This is a genomic window from Microbacterium sp. Ld4, from assembly GCF_045066555.1.
Classification (GTDB): Bacteria; Actinomycetota; Actinomycetes; order Actinomycetales; family Microbacteriaceae; genus Microbacterium.
Window position 1 is genome coordinate 178,599 of record NZ_JBISHE010000011.1, and the last position, 22,257, is coordinate 200,855.

A 22,257-nucleotide genomic window follows, 5' to 3' on the forward strand; every position below is an offset into this window, starting at 1 on the left:
CCCGGCTCGGCCGGGGTCCCGCCCCCACTTGAAAAGAACGGTTATGACCCCCGAACCTCTCTTCACCTTTCGTCCACTCCACGTTCCGGCGTCGATCGACGACCACGACGCCGGAGACTTCATCGGCATGACCCATGCCCGCAACACCGTCTTCCGCGAGATCAGCGGCGACGACGACGAGAACATGACCCCCGCGCAGCTGCTGCCGTTCTTCGCGCCCGACCCGGACGGTCTCCGCTACACCTGGGTCGTCCTCGTCGACGACCAGGTCGTCGGTCGGATGCTCGTCGACGTTCCCCTCGAGGACGGATCCGCCGTAGCCTTCTGGCTCATAGAACTGATCTCGGCCGTTCATGGGCGTGGGATCGCTCGGGCGCTCTATCCGACGATCGAAGACACGGCTCGTACCCACGGCCGGACCGCATTGCAGTCATGGGGCGAGCATCATGAGCCGGGCGCCGGCCATCTCGATGCCCCCACCGGGTTCGGATCCATCCCGCTCGATAGACCGGCTCGGTTCTTCCGGAACTCGGGCCACGCACTCGAACAGGTCGTCCGCAAGAGCGCGCTCGACCTCACCGGGCAGGCGGACCTCTCCTCGATGCAGACCATCGTCGCCCGCGGTGCACAGGGCTACCGGATCGAGCAATGGACGCTGCCGACACCCCAGGCCTACGAGGCAAGCTACGCCTATGCGAAGTCGCGGATGTCGACCGATGCGCCCGCCGCCGGCCTCGAGGTCGACGAGGAGGTCTGGGATGTCGAACGGCTGCGCCGCAACGACGAGCGCTACCTCGCCTCGGGTCGCACGGTGCTCGTGACGGCGGCCGTCGATGAGGCGACCGGAGAGGTCGTCGCCTTCAACGAGCTCGTGTCGGGAACCGACCTCGCCGCGGCCACGCATCAGGAGGACACGCTGGTACTCCGGGAGCACCGGGGACATCGCCTCGGGATGCTGGTGAAGAGCGCCGGCATCGTCCGCTGGCGAGAGATCGCGCCGGCATCCCCTCGGATCATCACCTACAACGCCGAGGAGAACCGCCCGATGCTCGACATCAACGAGGCCCTCGGCTTCGTGCCGGTGGCGTACGAGGGGGCGTGGCAGAAGACGCTCGTCTGACGGCGCCGGCGCCGACCGGGTTCACTCGACCGGTGGGCGCCGGCGCTGGCAGCGCGGGCAGTAGTGGCTCGATCGGTTGGTGAAACTCACCCGCACGATCGCCGTCCCGCACCGCGGGCACGGCTCGCCGGTGCGACCGTAGGCGTTGAGCGAGTGGGCGAAGTAGCCGGCCTGGCCGTTGACGTTCACGTACTGCGCGTCGAAGCTCGTGCCGCCCTCCGCCAAGGCGCGCTGCAGCACGCTGCGGACCTCCGCGAGCAACCGGCGGACGGCGCGGGTCGGCAGGTCACGCCCGGCCTGTTCGGGATGCAGCCGCGCCGCCCACAGCGACTCATCGGCGTAGATGTTGCCGACGCCGCTCACCACCGTCTGGTCCAGCAGCATCCGCTTGACGGCGGACCGCGACCGGGCGATGGCCGCGAAGAACCCGGCCTCGTCGAAGGCGGGATCGAGGGGATCGCGCGCGATATGCGCCACCTGGCCGGGCACGAGGGCGAGGGAGCTCCCCCATCCTCCGGGAGCGCCGTCGGCCGTCTTGTGCAGAGGATCGATGGCGAGAGACCCGAAAGTCCGCTGATCGGCGAAGACCACGGCAAGCTCGCCGTGCTCGGGCGAGTCGATCTCGAAGCGCACGCGCTCATGGCGTTCGATCGGTGCGCCCGCCGCCCGCAGAAGCATCTGTCCGCTCATACCCAGATGCCCGACGATCGCCTCGGCCGGCTCCATCTCGGCGACCTCGGGAGCGAGCGGCATCCACAGGAACTTGCCGCGGCGGACGACAGCGTCGACGCTCCGGCCGACCAGGCGCTCTTCGAAATCGCCCGCCGTTCCGAGATGCCGCGTGAGCGCCCGACTGTCGTGCACCGTGACCGCGGCGATCGTCGCAGAGGCGAGGGCGGGGTCGAGCCCGGCGCGGACGACTTCGACTTCAGGGAGCTCGGGCATTGTGATCCGGTGGTCGGCGAGCTGTCAGGAGCGCGCGGAGAGAACGCGCCAGACGGCGAGGGCCGCCGCCATCTCGGCCTGCTTCTTGCTCGAACCGCCCCCCTCGCGACTGATGTCGCCGACCGTGACCGTCGCCGTGAACACCCGGTGGTGGTCCGGGCCGTCGGCGTCGACCGAATAGACAGGCGGGGGCAGTTCTTTCTGAGCGGCCAGTTCCTGCAGGCTGGTCTTGGGGTCCATCGCGGCGCCGTAGCGCTCGGGGTCCGCCATCAGGGGGGCAACCAGGCGCAGGACCATCGCGGTCGCGGCATCCGGGCCCGCCGAGAGGAAGGTCGCGCCGATCAGAGCTTCGGTGGTGTCGGCGAGGATCGAATCCTTGTCGCGGCCACCAGTCTGGTCCTCGCCACGGCCGAGCTTGAGGTGCTCGCCCAGACCGACCCCCCGCGCGACCTCGGCCAACGCCACCGTCGAGACGACGCTCGCACGCCGCTTGGCGAGAGAGCCCTCGTCGAGACCGGGATGCTGGAGGAAGAGGTGCACCGTGACGGCCTGCCCCAGGATCGAATCGCCGAGGAACTCGAGGCGCTCGTTGTGGGGGATGCCACCGTGCTCGTACGCGTACGAGCGATGCGTCAGGGCGAGCGACAGAAGCTCGGGGTCGATGTCGACCCCGAGCTTGTCGGTGAGCACCGTGTGCTCACGAAGAACGTCCGTCACGACGTCTGATCGATCAGACGTCGGCGACCTTGCGGCCCTTGTACTCCAGGAACAGCTCGGTGCCCTGCGAGTCCGTGACGACCTTGGCCTGGTGGGGACGGCTGTAGACGACCTTGCCGTTCTCGATGGTCTTGACGAGCGGGGTGGCCTCGGCCTTCCACTGCGCGCGACGCGAACGAGTGTTGGAGCGGGAGACCTTCCGCTTTGGGGGGTTACCTGCCATGGTCAGCTCTTCTCTGTGTTGTCGGCGGCGGGGCGCGTTGCCTCGTCGTCGTGGTCTGTGGTGGGGGCCGCCAGTGCAGCCAGCGCAGTCCAGCGCGGGTCGATCTGTGTCTCCGGCTCGGCGTCTTCCGTCAGCCTCTCACCCGTGTTCGGGTCGAGCCCGGGGCAATCCGGCTGACACACCGGCTGGAATGGAAGCGACAGGACGATCGCATCCCTGACCGAGCTTTCAAGATCCACGTGGTCGTCTTGAACGTTGAAGTCAGTCGCTTCGTCCCCAGAATACCCGAAGAGCTCCTGAAACTCGACTTCGAGGGGGTGTGTCAGGTCGGTGAGGCACCGGCTGCACACTCCGCGGTAGGTGCTGTCGACCTCCGCCGTGACGAGAATCCCTTCGTGGACGGACTCCAGGCGCACCTCGACGTCGACGATCTCGCCGGCGTCGATGTACGCAAGACCCTCTCCCCACTTCGTCGGCGCGGGGACCTCCAGGGAGAACTCGCGCATCTCACCGGGCTTCCGGATGAGATCGCGGGCGGGAAGGACGAACGGACCGCTCACATGCTTTCTGACCACGGTCGTCAATCGTACGCGGGAGCGAGGGCTCCCGGGGCCGTCAGCCCTGTCGGGATCCCGTGTCGAGGAACCGCGCGACGGCGGGCGGCACGAACGGACCGACGTCGCCGCCGAGCGAAGCGACCTGCCGCACCAGCGAGCTTGAGACAAGCGCGTGCGACGGGTCCGGCAGGAGGAACACCGTCTCGACATGGGCGAGGTGCCGGTTCACGATCGCCATCGGGGTCTCGTAGGCGACGTCGACCTGGGATCGGATGCCTTTGACGAGAACGCCCGCGCCCACCTCGGTGGCGTAGTCGACCAGGAGCCCGACGCTCCACGCTGCGACCACGACATCCCCCTCGACGTCGCTCTCCTCGATGGACTGCTCGAGAAGGGCGAGGCGCTGCGCGATGGGGAGCATCGCCTCTTTGCCGGGGTTGTGCACCACCAGCACGTGCAACTGGTCGTAGAGCGCAGCCGCGCGGCGGATGACATCGAGATGGCCCAGCGTGGGCGGGTCGAAGGATCCGGGGACGACGGCGATCCGGTTGCTCATGCATCCGAGCCTAGCCAGCGAACCGGGAACGCGGGCGGGCTCCGCGTCAGTTCTTCGCGAGGGCAGCGCGCTCGCTGCCGGTGACCCGAGTGCCGATAGCGGCGAGCAGCCCGGGGTGCGCGTCGAGCGCCGGATCCGCCGCGATCACGCGCTCGGCTTCGGCGCGCGCGATCGCGATGATGTCGGCGTCGGCGACCACCCGGAGGAGGCGGAGGGACGAGCGGACACCCGACTGCTTGTCGCCCAGGACGTCGCCCTCCCCGCGCAGATCGAGGTCCACCTCGGCCAGCTCGAACCCGTCGGTCGTCGCGGCGACCGCTTCGACCCGGGCACGAGCGGGCGAGCCCGCCACCGCCTCGGTCACCAGCAGACACAGACCCGGGATGCTGCCTCGCCCCACCCGGCCGCGCAGCTGGTGGAGTTGGGAGACTCCGAAGCGGTCGGCTTCGAGGATCACCATGGTCGACGCGTTCGCGACGTCGACACCCACCTCGACGACGGTCGTGGCGACGAGCACATCGATGTCACCGCGGGCGAACGCCTGCATGACGGCATCCTTCTCCTCGCCGGGCATCTTCCCGTGCAGGATCTGCACTCGGATGTCGGCGTAGGCGGGGTGTCCCTCGAGGAGCGCCGCGGCCTGGACGACTCCCCAGCGCGTCGGGCCCGCTTCTTCGGGTTCGTCGAGCGCCGCCTCGTCGTCGGCCGCCGCAACGGCGGCGTCGATCGCCGGGCAGACCACGAAGGCCTGGTGGCCTGCGGCCACCTCTTCGGCCACGCGGTCCCATACGCGCGCGAACCACGCCGGCTTCTCGCCGACGGGAGCGACATGGCTCGTGATGCCCGCACGGCCCGCCGGAAGGGTGCGGATCGTCGAGACATCGAGGTCACCGAAGACCGTCATCGCCACGGTGCGGGGAATCGGCGTGGCCGTCAGCACCAACACGTGCGGTGCGGTGCCCTTCGCGCGGAGTGTCTCGCGCTGTTCGACGCCGAATCGGTGCTGCTCGTCGACCACGACGAGCCCCAGATCGGCGAACGTCGTGGACTCGCTCAGGAGGGCGTGAGTCCCGACCACGATCAGGGCCTGCCCCGCCGCCGCCCGCAGAGCGGCCTTCCGCCGCTCCGCCGCCGACAGCTGTCCGGTGAGCAGGGTCGGCATCAGCGCAGGAGCGAGCTGCGCGCCGAGCATGCGCGTGATCGAGCGGACGTGCTGAGCCGCCAGCACCTCGGTGGGCGCGATGAGGGCCGATTGCCCGCCCGACTGCGCGATCTGGAGCATCGCCCGAAGCGCCACGAGTGTCTTGCCGGAGCCGACCTCGCCCTGGACCAGCCGGTTCATGGGCCAGGACCCCACCAGATCCGCCGCGATCCGATCACCGACCACCACCTGGTCGGCCGTGCGCTCGAAGGGCAGAGCCGCATCGAAGCGCTCGAGCAGATCGCCTGCCGGACGAGCCGTCGCGGACATCGACCGGACGAACTCACGCTGTTGGAGGAGCGCTGCCTGAAGCACGAACGCCTCGTGCATCCGCAGCGTCTCGCGCGCCACACCGACCTCGTCGGGGAACTCCGGGGCATGGATGCGCTGGAGCGCGGTCCGGGCGTCCAGCAGGCCGTGAGCGATACGGAACGGCTCGGGCAGCGGGTCGGGAACGCCGCCGAGACCGGCGAGGACCAGCTCGACGCAACGGGTGACCTGCCAGCTCGAGAAGGTGCTCGTGGCCGGATAGATGGGGATGGGCTTGTTCTGCCACGCCTCCGCCGTCATCCGCGCCATCGATTCGTCGTCGAAGAGCTCGTAGTCCGGGTGGGTCAGCTGCTTCTGGCCGCGGTACTCCCCCACCTTTCCGGAGAAGATCCCCTGCCTGCCGGCGCGGAGATCCTTGAGCCGCCACGCCTGCCCGAAGAAGGTCAGCGAGAGGGTGCCCGCCCCGTCACTGATCACGACCTCGAGGAGGTCACCGCGGCGTCCGCGCATCTGGCGAGTGCTCGCCGACCGGACCTCCGCCACGATCGTCACCAGTTCGCCGACCGGAAGGGCGTCGATCGGCGTCAGCTCACCGCGCCGCGCGTACCGTCGGGGATAGTGGCCGAGCAGGTCGCCCACCGTCGCCATGGTGAACGCCCGTGAGAGCGCCTTGGCCGTCCGCTCGCCCAGGATCCCGTCGAGCGGGGCATCGAGGGTGTGCGACGGCATGCGACGAGTCTACGATCGAGCGCCGACGCCGACCCCGGCTATCGTGGGCGGGTGACGAGGATCATCGGAGGCCGGGCAGGATCGATCGCCCTCGCCGTCCCCGCGGCAGGAACGCGACCGACCAGCGACCGCGTGCGGGAGTCTCTGTTCGGCGCCCTCGAATCCGCCGATCTGATCACGGATGCCACCGTGCTCGACCTGTTCGCCGGCTCGGGCGCACTGGGGCTCGAAGCCGCCAGCAGGGGCGCGAGCTCGGTCGACTTCGTGGAGCGGGCCCCGAAAGCCGCGACCGTCGTCGACCGGAACTGCCACGCGATCGCGCGGAGCGTTTCCGGCACCCGCCTGCGCGTGCACCGCGCGAGCGCAGAAGCCTTCCTCCGCGCGGCATCCGGAACCTGGGATCTCATCTTCATCGATCCGCCGTACGACCAGGACGACGACGACTTGGCGCGGGTCCTCGAGCTGCTCGTGCCCCGGCTGAGCGACGATTCGGTCGTCGTGCTGGAGCGCTCCAACCGCTCTCCTGCTCCCCCGCTCCCGGGCGGGCTGGCCGTGGAACGATCGAAGAAGTACGGCGACACCGTCCTCTGGTGGCTGTCGCGATCCTGAGACCTTCGCGTCAGCCGCGTCCCGAATCCCAGTCCGCGTAAGGGTCCCATCCGCCGCGCATGTCGGCGGGTCGTCCCGACACGGTCACGGGAGCCGCTCCGCGCTCCTCCACGTGTCCGATGGGGAGGAACCCCGCGGGCAGGGCTCCGGTCGGGAAGGTCGCAAGCAGAGCGTGATCCTCGCCACCCGCGAGCGCGACCGGATCGGTGATGCCCGTGATCGCGATGGTCACGTCCGACGCGTCCGCCATCCGGGTCGCGTCGAGGACCAGCCCGTCCGAGACGTCCATCAGCGCGGTCGCTCCCCCTGCGGCCGCGGCCGGACCGAGCATGATCGGCGGGTGCGGTCGGAGCTGCGCCGCGATCGCGCGCCGGTCGACGTCCGAGAGCACCGTGCCGTCTACCGGAACGGGCCCACCGTCGCCGTCGCGGAAGCGATCGAACAGGACCGCCAGGCCGCGCGCGGCGGGCCCGACGTCTCCCGCGATCGCGAGGACGTCGCCGGGGCGAGCGCCCGACCGGAGCACCGGCTCCACGCCGTCGAGGACCCCGAGCGCGGTGACGGCGATGGTCAGTGTCGACGACACGGTGAGGTCTCCTCCCTCCACCGCGCAGCCCGGAGCGAGCACGTCGCACGCTTCTCGCAGCCCCGCCGCCAGGTCGGACACGAAGTCCGCCGTCATGTCCTCCGGGATCGCCAGCGCCACGAGGAGCGCCGTCGGGCGGGCCCCCATGGCTGCGACATCGGCGAGGTTGACGGCGGCAGCTTTGAAACCGAGATCGCGCCCGCTCGACCAGGCCAGGCGGAAATCCGGGCCGTGCACCAGAGTGTCGGTCGTCGCGACGACCCGGCCACCGGGGGCGGCGATCACAGCGGCGTCGTCGCCGGGGCCCACGAGCGCCCGTGACGACCCCGCCAGGGCCGTGAAGATGCGCCGGAGCAGGTCGCGTTCGCTCAGGTCACCCACGCGCTCGTCGCCCATGCCTCCACGGTAGCCTGGAGCGATGCCCCGTCCGCGCCTGGTCCCTCTCGTCGTCCTGGTGATCGGGGCCGCGCTGCTCTCCGGGTGCTCGCCCACGGTGGCCGTCGACGCTGCCGAAGACGCCAACGATCCGCGCTGCGCAGACGTGATGGTCGTGCTCCCGTCGGTGATCGAAGGCCAGGAGCGCCGATGGACCGACGCGCAGGCGACAGCCGCGTGGGGGGATCCGTCGGCCGTCATCATGACGTGCGGCGTCGTCCCGCCCGGTCCCACGGAGGCGCAGTGCATCACCGTCGGCGGAGTGGACTGGATCGTCGACGACTCGAAGGCGCCCACGTACCGCGTCGTCACCTACGGTCGCGTCCCGGCCGTCGAGGTGATCTCCGACAACGAGGCGGTCGGACCGACCGACGTCCTCAGCGCACTCGGAAAGATCCTGCAGTCACGACTCACGCGCGAGAGCGAATGCGTCGAGTCGTCCTCCCGCGTGCCCTGACCGGCCCGAGAGATCTCAGCGGGCGAGCTCGATGAGCTCGGTGATGAGGTCGGGGTAGGTCATCCCGCTGGCGATCCAGCAGGTCGGGAACATCGAGATCGGGGTGAACCCAGGCATCGTGTTCACCTCGTTCACGAAGAACTCCGTCCCCGTGTAGAAGAAGTCCACCCGCGACAGCCCCTGGCCGCCGACTGCCTCGAAGGCGCGCGCGGCGATGCGCTGCATCTCGGCCAGTTCACCGCTGTGAACGTCGGCCGGGCACACGAGATCGATCCCGTCGGCGCCGAGGTACTTGGCATCGAAGTCGTAGAACTCCCGACCCGACACGACGATCTCGCCCGCCACGCTCACCCGAGGAACATCTCCGTCTCGCCCCTGAAGGACGCCGCACTCGATCTCACGACCCACGATGGCCTGCTCGACAAGCACGGTGGAGTCCTCGGCGAAGGCGGTCGCCAGCGCAGCATCCAGCTCGTCCGCGTGCGAGACCTTCGACACGCCGACGCTCGACCCGGCCCTCGCCGGCTTCACGAAGACCGGGAGCCCGAGAGCCTGCATCCGACGCTGCCAGAGATCAGGCGTGCGATCGAGGTCGGCCCGGGTCACGCTCACCCAGGGGACGACGGGAACGCCGGCGGACTGCAGGATGCTCTTCGTCGTGTTCTTGTCCATGCCGATCGCTGACATGAGCAGACCCGCCCCGACGTACGGGAGGTCGAGCAACTCGAGAAAGCCCTGGACCGTACCGTCCTCGCCGAACCGGCCGTGCAGGATCGGGAAGACGACGTCGATCTCGCCGAGAGACTCCACGGTGCCGTCCGCGCGGCGGACGGAGAGCTCCCGCGAGAGCGTCGAGTCGGGCCAGATGATGCGGGTGCCGTTGTCGCGAACCTCCGGGAGGTGCTCGGGATTCAGCGCGAACTTGTCGGGCTCGTCGTCCTCGAGGACGAAGGCGCCGTCGCGGGTGATGCCGACCGGGATGACCCGGTAGCGGTCACGATCGATCGCTCGAAGCACCCCGCCCGCCGTGGCGGAACTGATCGAATGCTCGCTCGAGCGCCCGCCGAAAAGCAGAACGACTGCCGCCTGATTCATTCGAGGTCCTCTCACCCGTGGGCTGGTCGTCGTCCGTCGTCAGATGAGGCGCGATGTCGCGCGGGTTCATCGTCCCGTCCAACACCATCTTCACCTGTTCGACGATGGGCATCTGCACACCGGCGGCTCGGGCGAGCTGCAGCACCGGAGCCACCGAGGCCAGGCCTTCGGCGGTCTGGTCCATCTGCTTCACGACTTCGTGGAAGCTGTAGCCCTGGCCGAGCAGACGGCCGGCGGTGTTGTTGCGGCTGAGCGGGGACTGGCACGTCGCGATGAGGTCGCCGAGGCCGGCGAGCCCGTGCAGGGTCTCGGGATGAGCCCCCTGAGCGACGGCGAAGTCGGTCATCTCGACGAGCCCGCGCGTGATGATCGAGGCCTTCGTGTTCTCGCCGTAGCCGACGCCGTCCACGATGCCGATCGCGACGGCGATGAGGTTCTTGAGCACGCCGCCGAACTCGGTGCCGATCACATCGGTGTTGACGAACGTGCGGAAGTAGTCGTTCCGGGCGCGACGCGCGACGGCATCCGCGGTCTCCCGACTCGACGACGAGATGACCGCCGCCGTCGGATGCTGGCGCGCGATCTCGAGAGCCAGGTTGGGGCCGGATGCCACGGCGATGCGTCCAGGGTCGCAGCCGAGCTCCTCCTCGAGCACCTGGCTCATGCGAAGACCCGTCTTCTTCTCGACGCCCTTCATGAGCGACACGATCGGAGCATCGCTTCCGGCGACCAACGGCCTCACGGCTTTCAGGTTCTCGCGCAGCGCCTGACTGGAGATCGCGATGTAGACCTGCGTGGCACCCTCGAGCGCCTCGGCCAGGTGGTGCGTCGCGCTCAGCGTCCGCGGCAGGTTGATGCCGGGCAGGTACTGGGTGTTCCGCTTGCCCTCGCGGATCTCGTGCGCCTGTTCCGCGCGGCGAGCCCACATCATGACGTCGGCGCCGCCATCGGCGAGCACTTTGCCGAAAGTGGTGCCCCAGCTCCCCGACCCGAGCACCGCGACCTTGGGCAGCGCAGGTTCTTTACGGCTCAAGGCGACCCGTCTCCCTCTGGCCGTGCTGCGACGGGTTCCAGCGCTCTGCCGGCGGCTCTTCGTCGCGGAGCCGTCCCAGCAGGATGGAGACGTCGCGCATCACGGCATCCGTCGCGGCGATCAGCGTGCCGGGGGCCGTGCCGCTGAAGGCGGTCAGGTCGACCGGAGGACCGACCAGCACACGCACGCGGCGACGCGGCCAGAAGCGCAACTTGCCGTATCGCGGCAGGATCTGCTGGACACCCCACGTCGCGACGGGGATGACGGGGATGTCCGCTCCGGCCGAGAGCGCCAGACGCACCGCGCCCGTCTTGCCGCGCATGGGCCACATGTCGGGGTCGCGCGTGAGCGACCCCTCCGGGTAGACGATCACGCCGCGCTGGTCGCGGACGAGGGCCTCGGACTGGGCCAGCGTGTTCTTCGCCGCGGCGGAGTTCGACGACCGCGCCACGGGCACCATCCCGGTCGCACGGAGCAAGGCTCCGAGCACGGGGACGCGGAACAGGCTCTCCTTCGCCATGAAGCGCGGGGCGCGCCCCATGCGCCACGTGGCCACGGCGATCACGAGCGGGTCGAACTCGCTGTAATGGTTCGGTGCGAGGACGTACGGCCCGCTCAGCGGCAGGTTCTCCTGGCCCTCGATCTCGATCTTGGCGAACCAGCCCACGCCTGGGATGACGAGCGCCGCAGGCGGCCAGAACGCACTCGGGCGCGACTTCTCGGGCGACCAGCGACGACGACGGGTCACGCCGTCACTCCGTCACGTCGAAGTCGGCCCCGAGGTCGGTGAGCTTCTCGAGGAACTTCTCGTACCCACGGCGGATGATACCGATGTTGCGCACCGTCGACTCGCCCTCGGCGGCGAGGGCAGCGATGACGTAGCTGTACCCGCCACGCAGGTCGGGCACGACCACGTCGGCCGCGTGCAGCGGGGTGGGGCCGTTGATGACGGCCGCCTGCTCCAGCGCACGACGGGGAACCCGGCGGTCGGGGCTCGCGATGCCTTCGGGGTGCACGACGATGTCGGCCCCCATCTGCACGAGGGCGCGCGTGAATCCGAGTCGGTTCTCGTACACCGTCTCGTGCACGATGGACTCGCCCTGCGCCTGGGTGAGCGCGACGATGAGCGGCTGCTGCCAGTCGGTCATGAAGCCGGGGTGGACGTCGGTCTCGACGACGATCGGCTTGAGCGCTCCGCCACGACGGAACCGGATGCCGTCCTCGGCGATGTCGAAGTCGCCGCCGGCCTTGCGGAAGACGTTGAGGAAGGTCAGCATCTCCTGCTGCTTCGCCCCGCCGACGAAGATGTCACCGTCGGTCGCGAGCGCGGCGCACGCCCAGGAGGCCGCCTCGTTGCGGTCGAAGATGCTGCGGTGGTCGTAGCCACGCAGCGATTCGACGCCCTCGATGAAGATCACCCGGTTGGGCTCGTAGGAGATGATCGCGCCCATCTTCTGGAGAACAGCGATCAAGTCCATGATCTCGGGCTCGATGGCGGCGTTGCGAAGCTCCGTGGTGCCCTTCGCGCGGACGGCGGTGAGGAGCACCTGCTCCGTGGCCCCGACGCTCGGGTAGGGCAGCTCGATGTTCGCGCCCGTGAGGCCCTCGGGAGCCGACAGACGGATGCCGCTGGGCAGCTTCTCGACGATCGCGCCGAACGAGCGGAGCGCATCGAGGTGGAAGTCGATCGGGCGGTCGCCGATGCGGCATCCGCCGAGATCGGGGATGAAGGCCTGTCCGAGGAGGTGCAGCAGCGGTCCGCAGAAGAGGATCGGGATGCGCGAGGCACCGGCGTGAGCGTCGATCTCCTCGAAGTGGGCCGAGACGGCGCCGCTCGGGTCGAGCCGGAGGACGCCGTCTTCGAGGTCTTCGACCGTGACGCCGTGCACTTCGAGCAGCGACCGGACGACGTGGACGTCGCTGATCTCGGGGACATCGCGCAGCAGACTCGCCGTCTCCCCCAACAGCGCGGCGACCATCGCCTTGGTCGCGAGGTTCTTCGCGCCCTTCACCTCGACGCGCCCGCGAAGGGGCCGACCGCCGCGGATCGTCAGCGTCTGACCGGCGGCACTGCCGCCGGAGGGAGCCGATCCGGAATCGCTCAGGAGTGTGTTCATCGAAGAGACCTCATTAGTGTGTCGAGGAAGCGCAGGACCGCCCGTTGTGGGGCGCGATCCGGCTAGAGGACGGGGAGTGTCCGTGGCCGCCACGCCTCGCGGCGCGCCTCGAACTGCGTGATTTTTTCCTCATTGCGCAGGGTGAGCCCGATGTCGTCGAGCCCTTCGAGAAGCCGCCACCTAGTGTAATCGTCGATCTGGAACGAGACCCGGAGGTCGCCGATCTGCGCGGAGCGTGTCTCGAGGTCTACCGTGATCTCGGTACCCGGAGCGCTCTCGAGAATCGCCCAGATCTGCTCGATCTCGTTCTCTTCGACGACTCCGGTGAGCAAGCCCTGCTTGCCGGCGTTCCCGCGGAAGATGTCGGCGAACTTCGGGCTCAGCACGACCCGGAAACCGTAGTCCCGAAGCGCCCAGACAGCGTGTTCGCGGCTCGAGCCGGTGCCGAAGTCGGGGCCGGCGACGAGCACGGAGCCGGCCCGGTAGGCATCCTGGTTGAGCACGAAGTCCGGGCTCTGCCGCCAGTTCGCGAAGAGCGCGTCGTCAAAGCCCGTCTTCGTCACGCGCTTGAGGTATACGGCCGGGATGATCTGGTCGGTGTCGACGGCGGAGCGGGTGAGCGGCACGCCGATCCCGGTGTGGGTGGTGAACGCGTCCATGGTCAGAAGACCTCCGTCTCGACGAGCGTGCGCAGATCGCTCGGGCTCGCGAGGTGCCCGAGGATCGCCGTGGCGGCCGCGACCTGGGGCGACACGAGGTGGGTGCGGCCGCCCTTGCCCTGTCGGCCTTCGAAGTTCCGGTTGCTCGTCGACGCGCAGCGCTCGCCCGGTGCCAGCTGGTCGGGGTTCATGCCGAGGCACATGGAGCAGCCGGCGAAACGCCATTCGGCCCCGAAATCTAGGATGACCTTGTCGAGGCCTTCGGCTTCGGCTTCGAGCCTGACCCGGGCGGAGCCGGGGACGACCATCACCCGCACCCCGTCGGCCTTCTTCTGGCCCGCGACGATCGAGGCGAACTGCCGGAGATCCTCGATGCGGCTGTTGGTGCACGAGCCCATGAAGACCGCGTCGACGGGAACGCTCTTGAGGGGGGTTCCCGGGGCGAGATCCATGTACTCGAGGGCGCGCTCTGCCGCGGCGCGATCGTTGGCATCGGCGAAGTCGGCCGGGTTCGGGACGACACCGCTCAGCGAGACGCCCTGACCGGGGTTGGTGCCCCACGTGACGAACGGCTCGAGCTCACCCGCATCGAGGAACACCTCGGCGTCGTAGACGGCGCCGTCGTCGGAGGGCAGCGTGCGCCAGTAGGCGACCGCGTCGTCCCAGTCCGCGCCCTGAGGGGCGTGCGGGCGGTCTTTCACGTAGGCGAAGGTGATCTCGTCGGGGGCGATCATGCCGGCGCGCGCGCCCGCCTCGATCGCCATGTTGCAGATCGTCATCCTGCCCTCCATCGAGAGGGAGCGGATCGCGGAGCCGCGGAACTCGAGGACGTAGCCCTGACCGCCGTTCGCGCCGATCTTGGCGATGATCGCCAAGATGATGTCCTTCGCGCTCACCCCCGGCTTGAGGTCGCCCTCGACGGTGATCGCCATCGTCTTGAACGGCGTGAGCGGCAGTGTCTGCGTGGCGAGCACGTGCTCGACCTCGCTCGTGCCGATGCCGAACGCCATCGCGCCGAACGCGCCGTGCGTGGACGTGTGCGAATCGCCGCACACGACGGTCACGCCGGGCATCGTGAGGCCCAGCTGCGGACCGACGACGTGCACGATGCCCTGTTCCTTGTCGCCGAGGGAGTGCAGTCGCACGCCGAACTCCGCGGCGTTACGGCGGAGCGTCTCGATCTGCGTACGGCTGGTGAGATCGGCGATCGGCTTGTCGATGTCGAGCGTCGGGGTGTTGTGGTCCTCGGTCGCGATCGTGAGGTCGAGACGCCGCACCGGGCGCCCCTCGGCACGGAGGCCGTCGAACGCCTGGGGGCTCGTCACCTCGTGCACGAGATGGAGGTCGATGTAGATGAGGTCGGGTTGACCACCCTCGCCCTTGACGACGAGATGGTCGTCCCAGACCTTCTCAGCCAGCGTGCGGGGACGATCGGGAAGGGAAATGCTCATGCTGTTTCGTTCTCCTCTGCAGGGATCTCAGCCCAGACCGGACTCCGCGGCGGGAGAGGGCTCAGAACGAGGTCCCACCGCGGCCGCTAAGAAGAAGACGATCGAACCGCATCGCGCCAGACTACCACCGGGCACGTCGGCGTCGGTGGCAGGTGACGCCGCCCGCCCGCGTAACACCGCGACGCATCCACAAGCCCCGCCGCGCCGTCATGGGAGCCTGACAGCGCGAGCGAGAGGAACGAGCGATGAGCGGGACGACGGGCGACGGATTCGCGACACGTCAGGTGCATGTGGGGACGGATGCCGTCTCTGCCACGCCGCGTGCGCTGCCCATCCACCTCACGGCGGGATTCACCTTCGACACCCTCGACGAGGCGGCAGCGCACTTCGGGACCGGCGACGGTTTCGGCTACACCCGGACGGGCAACCCCACCGTCGACGCGGTCGAGCGGAAGCTCGCCTCGCTCGAAGGGGGCGCCGAGGCGCTCCTGCTGGCGAGCGGTCAGGCCGCCGTCGCGGTCGCCATCCTCGGGCTCGTCTCCGCAGGCGGCCACCTGGTGGCATCCACCCACATCTACGAGGGGACCCGCGGCCTCTTCGTAGAGAACCTCGAGCGTCTGGGGATCACGACCACCTTCATCGACGACATCGGCGACCCGGGTGCGTGGCGAGCGGCGATCCGGCCCGAGACCCGTGCGTTGTTCGCAGAGTCCATCGCCAACGCCCGGAACGACGTGCTCGACATCGCGGCCATCGCCGCTGTCGGTGACGAGCACGGCATCCCGCTCATCGTGGACAACACCTTCGCGACGCCCTACCTCGTCCGTCCGCTCGAGCACGGCGCGGCCATCGTCGTCCACTCGGCGAGCAAGTTCCTGGCCGGCCACGGGTCGGTCCTCGGCGGCGCGATCATCGACGACGGACGCTTCGACGTCGCACACGGCGCACGGTACCCCCACCTGGTCGAACGGACCCGGTCGGGCGGCGCCAGCGCCTGGGAGCGCCACGGCGGCAACGCCCGGATCGCGCACCTCCGCGAGAGCGTCGCACCCCGGTTCGGTCCGACCCCGTCGCCCCTGAACGCGTTCCTGATCGGCCAGGGCGCCGAGACCCTCAGCCTGCGGGTCGAACGGCAGTCGGCGAACGCCCTCGCCGTCGCGACCTGGCTCGAGGCACGCCCCGACGTCGCTGCCGTCCACCACGCCGGCCTCGAGAGTCACCCGACCCACGACCTCGCGCGCCGCTACCTCCGCGGCGGATTCGGCTCGGTGTTCACCGTGACCCTCCGGGGGGACCTGGATGCCGCGCGCGCGTTCGTCGAAGCACTCACCGTGATCACGCACATGACCCACCTGGGCGATGTCCGCTCCCTCGTGCTGCACCCGGGCTCCACGAGCCACGCGCAGCGCTCCCCCGCTGAGAAGGCCGCCGCCGGTGTGTTCCCGGGAACGCTCCGTCTGTCGATCGGGATCGAGGACGTCGCCGACCTGATCGCCGATCTCGAACGCGGCCTCGCCGCAGCGGCATCCGTCACCCTCACCGCCGACGGAGTCGCCGCATGAGCCGGCTGCAGCACTTCGGCTGGTTCCTCGCACGCGGCTTCGGCCCGCACGGCTGGGGCACCCCCTCCCTCGAGTGGAACTACCCGTGGACCTCGCCGGAGCTCTACCAGGACTCCGTCCGCACGCTCGAGCAGGCGGGTTTCGACCTGCTGATCATCGAGGACGCGCCCTCGCTCGGCTCACCGGCGACGATCGACCTCCGGGTGCGGCAGGCGTTCGGCGGTCCGAAGCTCGATCCGCTTCTGCTGGCGCCCTATCTCTTCGCCGCGACCCGGAACCTCGGCATCGCGCCGACCGTGAACCCGGCAGCGACGCTCCCCTACACCGCCGCCCGGCAGTTCGCCACGCTGCAGCATCTCAGCGGGCATCGCCTCGCGCTCAACGTGGTCACCGATACCGGCAGCGCGCGGCACTTCAGCGCGGCGCCGCAGCTCGACCACGACGCGGCCTACGACCGGGCGGAGGAGTGGCTCGGCGGCATCCGCGACCTCTGGCGCAGTTGGCCGGACGACGCCCTCATCGCCGACCGCGGACACGGTCGCTACGCCGACGGCAGCCGCCTCGCCGCCACCCGGCACCGGGGCGAGTACTTCGACTTCGACGGACCCCTCAACTTCATCCCGTTCACGGGTGGCGAACCGGTGGTCGTCTCTCCGGGCGGCTCGGGACGCGGTCTCGGGTTCGCCGGAACGAACTCCGACGTGCAGCTCGCCCTCGCGCCGATGACGGAGACCTCTGTGCGGGCCTACCGCGACCGCATCCACACGGCCGCCGTCGCCGCGGGGCGGAACCCAGCCGATGTGACGGTCCTGTTCGCGATCCAGCCGGTGATCGTGTCATCCCCCGACGAGGCGGACCGCATCGTGGCGTCCTCGCTGACGCCGACGGATGCGGCGCTGCGGACGATCGCGGAGCGGCAGTCGAGCGACCTCGAGACGGACCTGACGACGCTCGACCTCGATGCCCCGCTCGATCCGTCGATCTTCGGCGGCCACGTCTCTCACGGGAGCATCGCGCGTCTCGTCGGCGCGCAGGCACCCGACGCCCCGCTTCGTCACCTTCTCACCGCGCAGGCCCGCCTCGGTCGCCTGAGCGACGGCACGGGATGGGTGGGCACGGCAGACGAACTCGCCGACAGGATCGAGGAGTACGGCACCTGGGGCAACGACGGAGTTCTGCTCTGGGGCGACCTTCACCCCGTCACGGTGCACCGCGCCCTGGACGAGCTCGTCCCGATCCTCCGCCGCCGCGGCATCCTGCGGTCGGAATACGCGGGGAGCCTTCGCGCCAACCTCCGTCCCTTCTGACGCGCCGCCCGCCGACACGACAAAGCGGGGACCGGCGCTGACGCCGATCCCCGCTTCACGACCGTGCGGTCAGTTGAGACCGTTCTCCGTGAGCCATTCCGTCGCGATGTCTTCAGGCGACTTCTTGTCGACCGTCGACTGGACGTTCAGTCCGACGAGGCCTTCGGGCGTCAGGGCTGCGCTGACCGGGTTGATGACGTCGGCGATCTCGTCGGCGACCGACTCGCTGACGACCGGGACGACGTTCGAGGCCAGGAACAGCGCCTCGGGATCTTCGAGGACGACGAGGTCGTCGGTCTGGATGCGGGGGTCGGACGTGTAGACGTTCGCGACGTTGACGGTGCCCGCGAGCAGTTCGTCAACGGTCGTCTCACCGGTTCCGCTGAACTCGACGTCGACGCCGTAGACATCGGAGAGGCCCTGCGGGCCGTAAGGGCGCTCGGCGAGCTCGGGGGCGCCTCCGAGGGTGAGCGTCTCGTCGACGTTCGCCAGGTCGGCGATCGACGTCAGGTTCCACTTCTCCGCGAATGCGGCGGTGACCGTGTACGAGTCCTGGTCGGTGGCGGTCGACTGGTCGAGGACCGTGAGGCCGTCGGGCAGCGCCTCCTGGAGCGCGGCGTAGACGTCGTCGGAGCTGCGCGCCTCGGTGTCGGGCTCGAAGAACTGGAGCAGGTTTCCGCTGTACTCGGGGAAGAGCTGGAGCTCGCCGCTTTCGAGCGACGGCACGTAGGCGTCGCGCTGACCGATGTTGAAGGTGCGCTCGACGGTGAAGTCAGCGGCTTCGAGGGCCTGCGCGTAGATCTCGGCGATGATCTCGTTCGACGGGTACTGCTGCGATCCGATGACGATGGTGTCGGATCCGCCGGCGGCCGGAGCCGATTCGCTGGGGGTGTCGAGCGGGTTGCTGCTGGCGCAGCCGGCGAGGACCAGACCGCCGGCAGCGATCAGGGCCGCCGCCGACGCGATGCGGGTGCGTGTGAGGGACATGGACTTTCCTTACTGTGTGGGTGATGCAGTGCGTTCAGGCGGATGCCGCTGCTGCGGCCTTCCGCGAGGGTCGAGGGTGGGATCGGTGGGCGGCGGCGCGAACACCCCGCGGAAGAGCGAACGTCGCGAGGAGGGCGAAAAGTCCGTCGATCACGAGTGCGAGGACCGCGACCAGCAGCGCGCCGCCCAGGACCATGTCGATCCGGCGCAGCGGCAGCCCCGTGATGATGTACTGGCCGAGGCCGCCGAGGTTCGTGTACGCGGCGATCGTGACCGTGGCGACGACCTGGAGGGTGGCCGCGCGGAACCCGCCGATGAGCAGGGGCAGCCCGAGCGGGATCTCGATGCGCCGGAGGACCTGCGCGGTCGTCATCCCCATCGCCTTGCCCGCATCGATCGTCGCGCGGTCGATGGCTTCGAAGCCCGTGTAGGCGCCCGCGAGCAGCGAGGGGATCGCGAGGAGGACGAAGGTGATAAGCGCCGCTTCGGGTTTGTGCAGGACGCCCATCACGAGAACGAGGAGAAGGAGCAGTCCGAAGGACGGTACGGAGCGCGCGGCGCCCGAGATCGCGACCGCGATGTCGCGTCCTTTACCGGTGTGACCGATCATCCAGCCGAGCGGGACGGCGATGACGGCCGCGATGAGGACGGCGGCGAACGTGTAGGCGAGGTGCTGCGCGAGGGCGACCGGGATGGGCGCGAGCCCGCGCCCCGGGTCTCCCGAGAAGATCCACGCGATCGCGTCGAGGAAGATGTTCATGCGGCTGCCCCTGTCGTCACGGCGATCCGCGTTCCCGCGGTCGTGGCCGCGCGTGCCCAGGGCAGGACGAACCGCCCGGCCAGGACGAGCAGCAGATCGATCACGAGCGCCACGATGACGACGGCAACGATGCCCGAAAGGATCTCCTCCGTGATCCGGCGCTGGTAGCCGTTGGTGAAGAGGTAGCCGAGATTGCTCGTTCCGATCAGCGCGCCGACGGTCGCGAGCGCGATGGTGGAGACGGAGGTCACCCGGAGGCCCGCGAGGATGACCGGACCGGCGAGCGGCAGATCGACCGTGGCGAACCGCCGCAGGGGCCCGTATCCCATGGCCACGGCTGCGAGTCGGACATCGTCGTCGACCGAGTCCAGGCCCTCCGCCACCGAACGGACCATCAGGGCGATCCCGTACAGGGTCAGGGCGAGGATGAGGTTGAACTCGCTGAGCAGACTGATCCCGAGGGCCGTCGGCACGAGCACGAGGAGGGCGATCGACGGGATCGTGTACAGCAGGCTCGTGAGCGTGATGATCCCGCCGCGGACGAGCCGGAAGCGCCACGCGAGCGCGCCGAGGGGAATCGCGAGCACGAAGGACAGGACGATCGCGATGCCGCTCTGGCGCAGATGCTCGATCGTCAGCGACAGGATCAGGTCGAGGTTGTCGAGGATCCAGGTCACTGTGCGCGCCCGCTCACGCCTCGGGCCGATCGACGAGCGCACCCTGCGTGCGGCCGTCCGAATCGACGACGACGGTCCCCTGCGGCGTCTCCTTCAGGCTCAGCGCCCGTCGACCCCGTTCGAGCCCGACGAACTGGGCGACGAAATCGGATGCCGGATTCTCGAGGATCTCGCTCGGGCTTCCCACCTGGGCGATGCCGGCGCCGCGCTCGAGGATCACGACCTGGTCACCGAGCAGGAACGCTTCGTCGATGTCGTGGGTGACGAAGACGACGGTCTTGTCGAGGTCGCGCTGCAGACGAATGATCTCCTGCTGCAGCTCCGCGCGAACGATGGGATCGACGGCGCCGAACGGCTCGTCCATGAGGAGGATGTTCGGTTCGGCGGCCAGGCCTCGCGCGACACCGACGCGCTGCTGCTGCCCGCCGGAGAGCTGATGCGGATAACGATCGGCGAGGGCCCGGTCGAGGCCGACGACGTCGAGGAGGTCGAGGGCGCGCGCTCGGGCCTCGCGCTTCGACGTGCCTCGGAGCACCGGCACGGTCGCGACGTTGGCCGCCACCGTCTGGTGCGGCAGGAGACCGCCGTTCTGCATGATGTAGCCAATGCTGCGGCGCAGGGCGACGGCATCCTTCGTCGCGACCGACTCGCCGTCGATCTCGACCACGCCGCTGGTGGGCTCGACCATCCGGTTGATCATGCGCAGCAGCGTCGTCTTGCCGCAGCCCGATGAGCCCACGAACACGGTCGTCTGGTGGGCCGGCAGCGCGAGGCTGAAGTCGTCGACCGCGACGGTGCCGTCGGGATACCGCTTGGATACCGCACGGAATTCGATCACGGGATTACCTCCTGCACCCACTCAAGCACACGGGCCCGACACGGATTCGCCTGTTGTCACGGAGTGACTTCATAGCGTATGCGTGCCGGGCCGCGTGGGTCCTGCGACCCTGGGTCAGGGGGTTCCGCGCCGATCGTCCGGATTCTGCTCGACGGTCGGGGGTGTGCCCTGCTCGTCGGCGACGGCCTGCGCCGGGGCGACGGGGGTGCGGACGCCCTCGCGCTCGGCGGCCGGCACCTCGTCGCGGAGGCCTTCGCGCCGCGACGCGATGAGCGAGGCGATCGTGGCGACCGCCATGGAGGCGATGATCACGGCGAGGGACATCCAGGTGGAGATGACCGGCACCCACTCGATGTGCTCGCCGCCGTTGATGAATGGCAGTTCGTTCTCGTGCATCGCGTGGAAGACGAGCTTCACGCCGATGAACGCCAGGATGAACGCGATGCCGTAGTGCAGGTACTTGAGCCGGTCGAGCAGACCGCCCAGGAGGAAGTAGAGCTGGCGCAGGCCCATCAGGGCGAAGATGTTCGCGGTGAAGACGATGAACGCGCTCTGCGTGATGCCGAAGATCGCGGGGATCGAGTCGATCGCGAACAGCAGGTCGGTCATCCCGAGAGCGGCGAACACGATCACCATCGGGGTGAACATGCGCTTGCCGTTCACGACGGTCCGCACCTTCGCGCCGTCGTACTCGTCGCTGATCGCGATCCGCTTGCGGATCATGCGGGTGATGAAGCTGTCCTTCTTCTCGCCCTCGTCGTGCTCCTCGCCGGGGAACGCCTGACGCCAGGCGGTGTAGATGAGGAACGCACCGAAGAGGTAGAAGATCGCGCTGAACTGCTCGATGATCGCCGCGCCGAGCAGGATGAAGATGCCTCGGAGGATCAGCGCGATGATGATGCCGACCATGAGCACCTTCTGCTGCGCCGCCCGGGGCACCGAGAACTGGCTCATGATCAGCACGAAGACGAAGAGGTTGTCGATGGAGAGGCTGTACTCGGTCAGCCATCCGGCGACGAACTGTCCGGCGTACTCACCGCCCGCGAAACTCCACAGCAGCAGAGCGAAAACGAGCGCCAGCGCCACATAGAACACGACCCAGAGCGTCGACTCCTTCGCGGAGGGGATGTGGGGGCGCTTGATGATCAGGAGGAGATCGGCGATCAGGACGAGAGTCAGCACGACGAGCGAGCCGACTTCGAACCACACGGGGAGGTCCATTCGGGCCTTTCCAAAAGATGAGGGTGTCCACGAGAGTCTCTCCCCCGCCCTGTGGGGCGGCGCGCACCCGGACCCCCGCAGAGGGAGGTCGTGATGACGGGAACGCGAGACCGGGATACTCCCTCTCGTGGGACCAAGGATAGCG

The 22,257-nt window shown here is 69.1% G+C and carries 23 protein-coding genes; 5 read left to right on the forward strand and 18 right to left on the reverse strand.

Annotation, left to right across the window (positions count from 1 at the left end):
- The first annotated feature begins 43 nt into the window (after positions 1-43).
- Entirely contained in the window at positions 44-1,120 is a 1,077-nt protein-coding gene (locus ACJJV7_RS08205; RefSeq protein WP_405375794.1) for a GNAT family N-acetyltransferase, read from the forward strand.
- A gap of 21 nt (positions 1,121-1,141) precedes the next feature.
- On the opposite strand, the gene mutM is transcribed toward ACJJV7_RS08205, so the two are convergent.
- Genes mutM through ACJJV7_RS08235 form a run of 6 tightly spaced genes read right to left on the reverse strand, consistent with a single transcriptional unit; the run spans position 1,142 to position 6,318 of the window.
- Positions 1,142-2,065: a bifunctional DNA-formamidopyrimidine glycosylase/DNA-(apurinic or apyrimidinic site) lyase gene (mutM, locus tag ACJJV7_RS08210; RefSeq protein ID WP_405375792.1), complete on the reverse strand. Its 924-nt coding sequence runs from the start codon at positions 2,063-2,065 to the stop codon at positions 1,142-1,144.
- Between the two features lie 24 nt (positions 2,066-2,089).
- The gene (rnc, locus tag ACJJV7_RS08215) at positions 2,090-2,782 is read right to left on the reverse strand and encodes a ribonuclease III (RefSeq protein WP_405375790.1); all 693 of its coding nucleotides are present in this window, start codon (positions 2,780-2,782) and stop codon (positions 2,090-2,092) included.
- A gap of 13 nt (positions 2,783-2,795) precedes the next feature.
- Positions 2,796-3,005, reverse strand: a complete 210-nt coding sequence (gene rpmF / locus ACJJV7_RS08220; RefSeq protein ID WP_208503539.1) for a 50S ribosomal protein L32 — start codon at positions 3,003-3,005, stop codon at positions 2,796-2,798.
- A 2-nt stretch (positions 3,006-3,007) separates the two neighbouring features.
- Entirely contained in the window at positions 3,008-3,565 is a 558-nt protein-coding gene (locus ACJJV7_RS08225; RefSeq protein ID WP_405376203.1) for a YceD family protein, read from the reverse strand.
- A 55-nt stretch (positions 3,566-3,620) separates the two neighbouring features.
- A complete protein-coding gene (coaD, locus tag ACJJV7_RS08230; RefSeq protein WP_405375788.1) occupies positions 3,621-4,118 on the reverse strand; it encodes a pantetheine-phosphate adenylyltransferase in 498 nt (165 codons plus the stop codon).
- A 46-nt stretch (positions 4,119-4,164) separates the two neighbouring features.
- Positions 4,165-6,318, reverse strand: a complete 2,154-nt coding sequence (locus tag ACJJV7_RS08235) for an ATP-dependent DNA helicase RecG (protein ID WP_405375786.1) — start codon at positions 6,316-6,318, stop codon at positions 4,165-4,167.
- Between the two features lie 51 nt (positions 6,319-6,369).
- Between ACJJV7_RS08235 and rsmD the strand changes: the two genes are divergently transcribed.
- Positions 6,370-6,927 carry a 16S rRNA (guanine(966)-N(2))-methyltransferase RsmD gene (gene rsmD, locus ACJJV7_RS08240; RefSeq protein ID WP_405375784.1) on the forward strand — a complete coding sequence of 186 codons (558 nt, stop codon included), beginning with the start codon at positions 6,370-6,372 and terminating at the stop codon, positions 6,925-6,927.
- A gap of 10 nt (positions 6,928-6,937) precedes the next feature.
- On the opposite strand, the gene thiL is transcribed toward rsmD, so the two are convergent.
- Positions 6,938-7,909: a thiamine-phosphate kinase gene (thiL, locus tag ACJJV7_RS08245; RefSeq protein ID WP_405375782.1), complete on the reverse strand. Its 972-nt coding sequence runs from the start codon at positions 7,907-7,909 to the stop codon at positions 6,938-6,940.
- Positions 7,910-7,931: 22 nt separating this feature from the next.
- Here thiL and ACJJV7_RS08250 point away from each other — a divergent pair, with 22 nt between their 5' ends.
- Positions 7,932-8,405, forward strand: a complete 474-nt coding sequence (locus ACJJV7_RS08250; protein ID WP_405375780.1) for a DUF3515 family protein — start codon at positions 7,932-7,934, stop codon at positions 8,403-8,405.
- Positions 8,406-8,420: 15 nt separating this feature from the next.
- Here the strand turns inward: ACJJV7_RS08250 and ACJJV7_RS08255 are convergent, their stop codons facing one another.
- The 6 genes from ACJJV7_RS08255 to leuC all read right to left on the reverse strand — a co-directional run bounded on the left by ACJJV7_RS08255 (position 8,421) and on the right by leuC (position 14,760).
- Positions 8,421-9,500: a D-alanine--D-alanine ligase family protein gene (locus ACJJV7_RS08255; RefSeq protein WP_405375778.1), complete on the reverse strand. Its 1,080-nt coding sequence runs from the start codon at positions 9,498-9,500 to the stop codon at positions 8,421-8,423.
- A complete protein-coding gene (locus ACJJV7_RS08260) occupies positions 9,400-10,533 on the reverse strand; it encodes an NAD(P)H-dependent glycerol-3-phosphate dehydrogenase (protein WP_405375776.1) in 1,134 nt (377 codons plus the stop codon). The genes ACJJV7_RS08255 and ACJJV7_RS08260 overlap by 101 nt, the downstream gene beginning before the upstream one ends.
- The gene (locus ACJJV7_RS08265) at positions 10,523-11,281 is read right to left on the reverse strand and encodes a lysophospholipid acyltransferase family protein (RefSeq protein WP_405375775.1); all 759 of its coding nucleotides are present in this window, start codon (positions 11,279-11,281) and stop codon (positions 10,523-10,525) included. Before ACJJV7_RS08265 ends, ACJJV7_RS08260 begins: the two co-directional genes overlap by 11 nt.
- A 4-nt stretch (positions 11,282-11,285) precedes the next feature.
- Entirely contained in the window at positions 11,286-12,650 is a 1,365-nt protein-coding gene (gene murA / locus ACJJV7_RS08270) for a UDP-N-acetylglucosamine 1-carboxyvinyltransferase (protein WP_405375774.1), read from the reverse strand.
- 62 nt (positions 12,651-12,712) lie between these two features.
- Positions 12,713-13,309: a 3-isopropylmalate dehydratase small subunit gene (gene leuD, locus ACJJV7_RS08275; protein WP_405375772.1), complete on the reverse strand. Its 597-nt coding sequence runs from the start codon at positions 13,307-13,309 to the stop codon at positions 12,713-12,715.
- Between the two features lie 2 nt (positions 13,310-13,311).
- Positions 13,312-14,760, reverse strand: a complete 1,449-nt coding sequence (gene leuC, locus ACJJV7_RS08280) for a 3-isopropylmalate dehydratase large subunit (protein WP_405375770.1) — start codon at positions 14,758-14,760, stop codon at positions 13,312-13,314.
- A 245-nt stretch (positions 14,761-15,005) separates the two neighbouring features.
- On the opposite strand from leuC, the gene ACJJV7_RS08285 reads away from it, so the two are divergent.
- Both ACJJV7_RS08285 and ACJJV7_RS08290 read left to right on the forward strand, forming a co-directional pair.
- Positions 15,006-16,322, forward strand: coding sequence for an O-acetylhomoserine aminocarboxypropyltransferase/cysteine synthase family protein (locus tag ACJJV7_RS08285; protein WP_405375768.1), 1,317 nt, complete (start codon positions 15,006-15,008; stop codon positions 16,320-16,322).
- Positions 16,319-17,629 carry an LLM class flavin-dependent oxidoreductase gene (locus tag ACJJV7_RS08290; RefSeq protein ID WP_405375766.1) on the forward strand — a complete coding sequence of 437 codons (1,311 nt, stop codon included), beginning with the start codon at positions 16,319-16,321 and terminating at the stop codon, positions 17,627-17,629. The genes ACJJV7_RS08285 and ACJJV7_RS08290 overlap by 4 nt, the downstream gene beginning before the upstream one ends.
- A gap of 69 nt (positions 17,630-17,698) precedes the next feature.
- Here the strand turns inward: ACJJV7_RS08290 and ACJJV7_RS08295 are convergent, their stop codons facing one another.
- From ACJJV7_RS08295 to ACJJV7_RS08315, 5 genes are all read right to left on the reverse strand, one after another.
- The gene (locus ACJJV7_RS08295; RefSeq protein WP_405375764.1) at positions 17,699-18,616 is read right to left on the reverse strand and encodes an ABC transporter substrate-binding protein; all 918 of its coding nucleotides are present in this window, start codon (positions 18,614-18,616) and stop codon (positions 17,699-17,701) included.
- A gap of 34 nt (positions 18,617-18,650) precedes the next feature.
- A complete protein-coding gene (locus ACJJV7_RS08300; RefSeq protein ID WP_405375762.1) occupies positions 18,651-19,376 on the reverse strand; it encodes an ABC transporter permease in 726 nt (241 codons plus the stop codon).
- Positions 19,373-20,053 (reverse strand): ABC transporter permease, encoded by a 681-nt coding sequence (locus ACJJV7_RS08305; protein WP_405375760.1) that lies wholly within the window; start codon positions 20,051-20,053, stop codon positions 19,373-19,375. The genes ACJJV7_RS08300 and ACJJV7_RS08305 overlap by 4 nt, the downstream gene beginning before the upstream one ends.
- Before the next feature lie 13 nt (positions 20,054-20,066).
- Positions 20,067-20,891, reverse strand: coding sequence for an ABC transporter ATP-binding protein (locus ACJJV7_RS08310; protein ID WP_405375758.1), 825 nt, complete (start codon positions 20,889-20,891; stop codon positions 20,067-20,069).
- A gap of 114 nt (positions 20,892-21,005) precedes the next feature.
- Positions 21,006-22,112, reverse strand: a complete 1,107-nt coding sequence (locus ACJJV7_RS08315; RefSeq protein WP_405375756.1) for a TerC family protein — start codon at positions 22,110-22,112, stop codon at positions 21,006-21,008.
- Between the last annotated feature and the right edge of the window lie 145 nt (positions 22,113-22,257).

Coding starts and splice junctions, on each gene's coding strand:
- ACJJV7_RS08205 (WP_405375794.1), top strand. CDS start 44: ATGACCCCCGAACCTCTCTTCACCTTTCGTCCACTCCACGTTCCGGCG.
- mutM (WP_405375792.1), bottom strand. CDS start 2,065: ATGCCCGAGCTCCCTGAAGTCGAAGTCGTCCGCGCCGGGCTCGACCCC.
- rpmF (WP_208503539.1), bottom strand. CDS start 3,005: ATGGCAGGTAACCCCCCAAAGCGGAAGGTCTCCCGCTCCAACACTCGT.
- coaD (WP_405375788.1), bottom strand. CDS start 4,118: ATGAGCAACCGGATCGCCGTCGTCCCCGGATCCTTCGACCCGCCCACG.
- ACJJV7_RS08235 (WP_405375786.1), bottom strand. CDS start 6,318: ATGCCGTCGCACACCCTCGATGCCCCGCTCGACGGGATCCTGGGCGAG.
- thiL (WP_405375782.1), bottom strand. CDS start 7,909: ATGGGCGACGAGCGCGTGGGTGACCTGAGCGAACGCGACCTGCTCCGG.
- ACJJV7_RS08250 (WP_405375780.1), top strand. CDS start 7,932: ATGCCCCGTCCGCGCCTGGTCCCTCTCGTCGTCCTGGTGATCGGGGCC.
- ACJJV7_RS08255 (WP_405375778.1), bottom strand. CDS start 9,500: ATGAATCAGGCGGCAGTCGTTCTGCTTTTCGGCGGGCGCTCGAGCGAG.
- murA (WP_405375774.1), bottom strand. CDS start 12,650: ATGAACACACTCCTGAGCGATTCCGGATCGGCTCCCTCCGGCGGCAGT.
- leuD (WP_405375772.1), bottom strand. CDS start 13,309: ATGGACGCGTTCACCACCCACACCGGGATCGGCGTGCCGCTCACCCGC.
- leuC (WP_405375770.1), bottom strand. CDS start 14,760: ATGAGCATTTCCCTTCCCGATCGTCCCCGCACGCTGGCTGAGAAGGTC.
- ACJJV7_RS08285 (WP_405375768.1), top strand. CDS start 15,006: ATGAGCGGGACGACGGGCGACGGATTCGCGACACGTCAGGTGCATGTG.
- ACJJV7_RS08290 (WP_405375766.1), top strand. CDS start 16,319: ATGAGCCGGCTGCAGCACTTCGGCTGGTTCCTCGCACGCGGCTTCGGC.
- ACJJV7_RS08295 (WP_405375764.1), bottom strand. CDS start 18,616: ATGTCCCTCACACGCACCCGCATCGCGTCGGCGGCGGCCCTGATCGCT.
- ACJJV7_RS08300 (WP_405375762.1), bottom strand. CDS start 19,376: ATGAACATCTTCCTCGACGCGATCGCGTGGATCTTCTCGGGAGACCCG.
- ACJJV7_RS08315 (WP_405375756.1), bottom strand. CDS start 22,112: ATGGACCTCCCCGTGTGGTTCGAAGTCGGCTCGCTCGTCGTGCTGACT.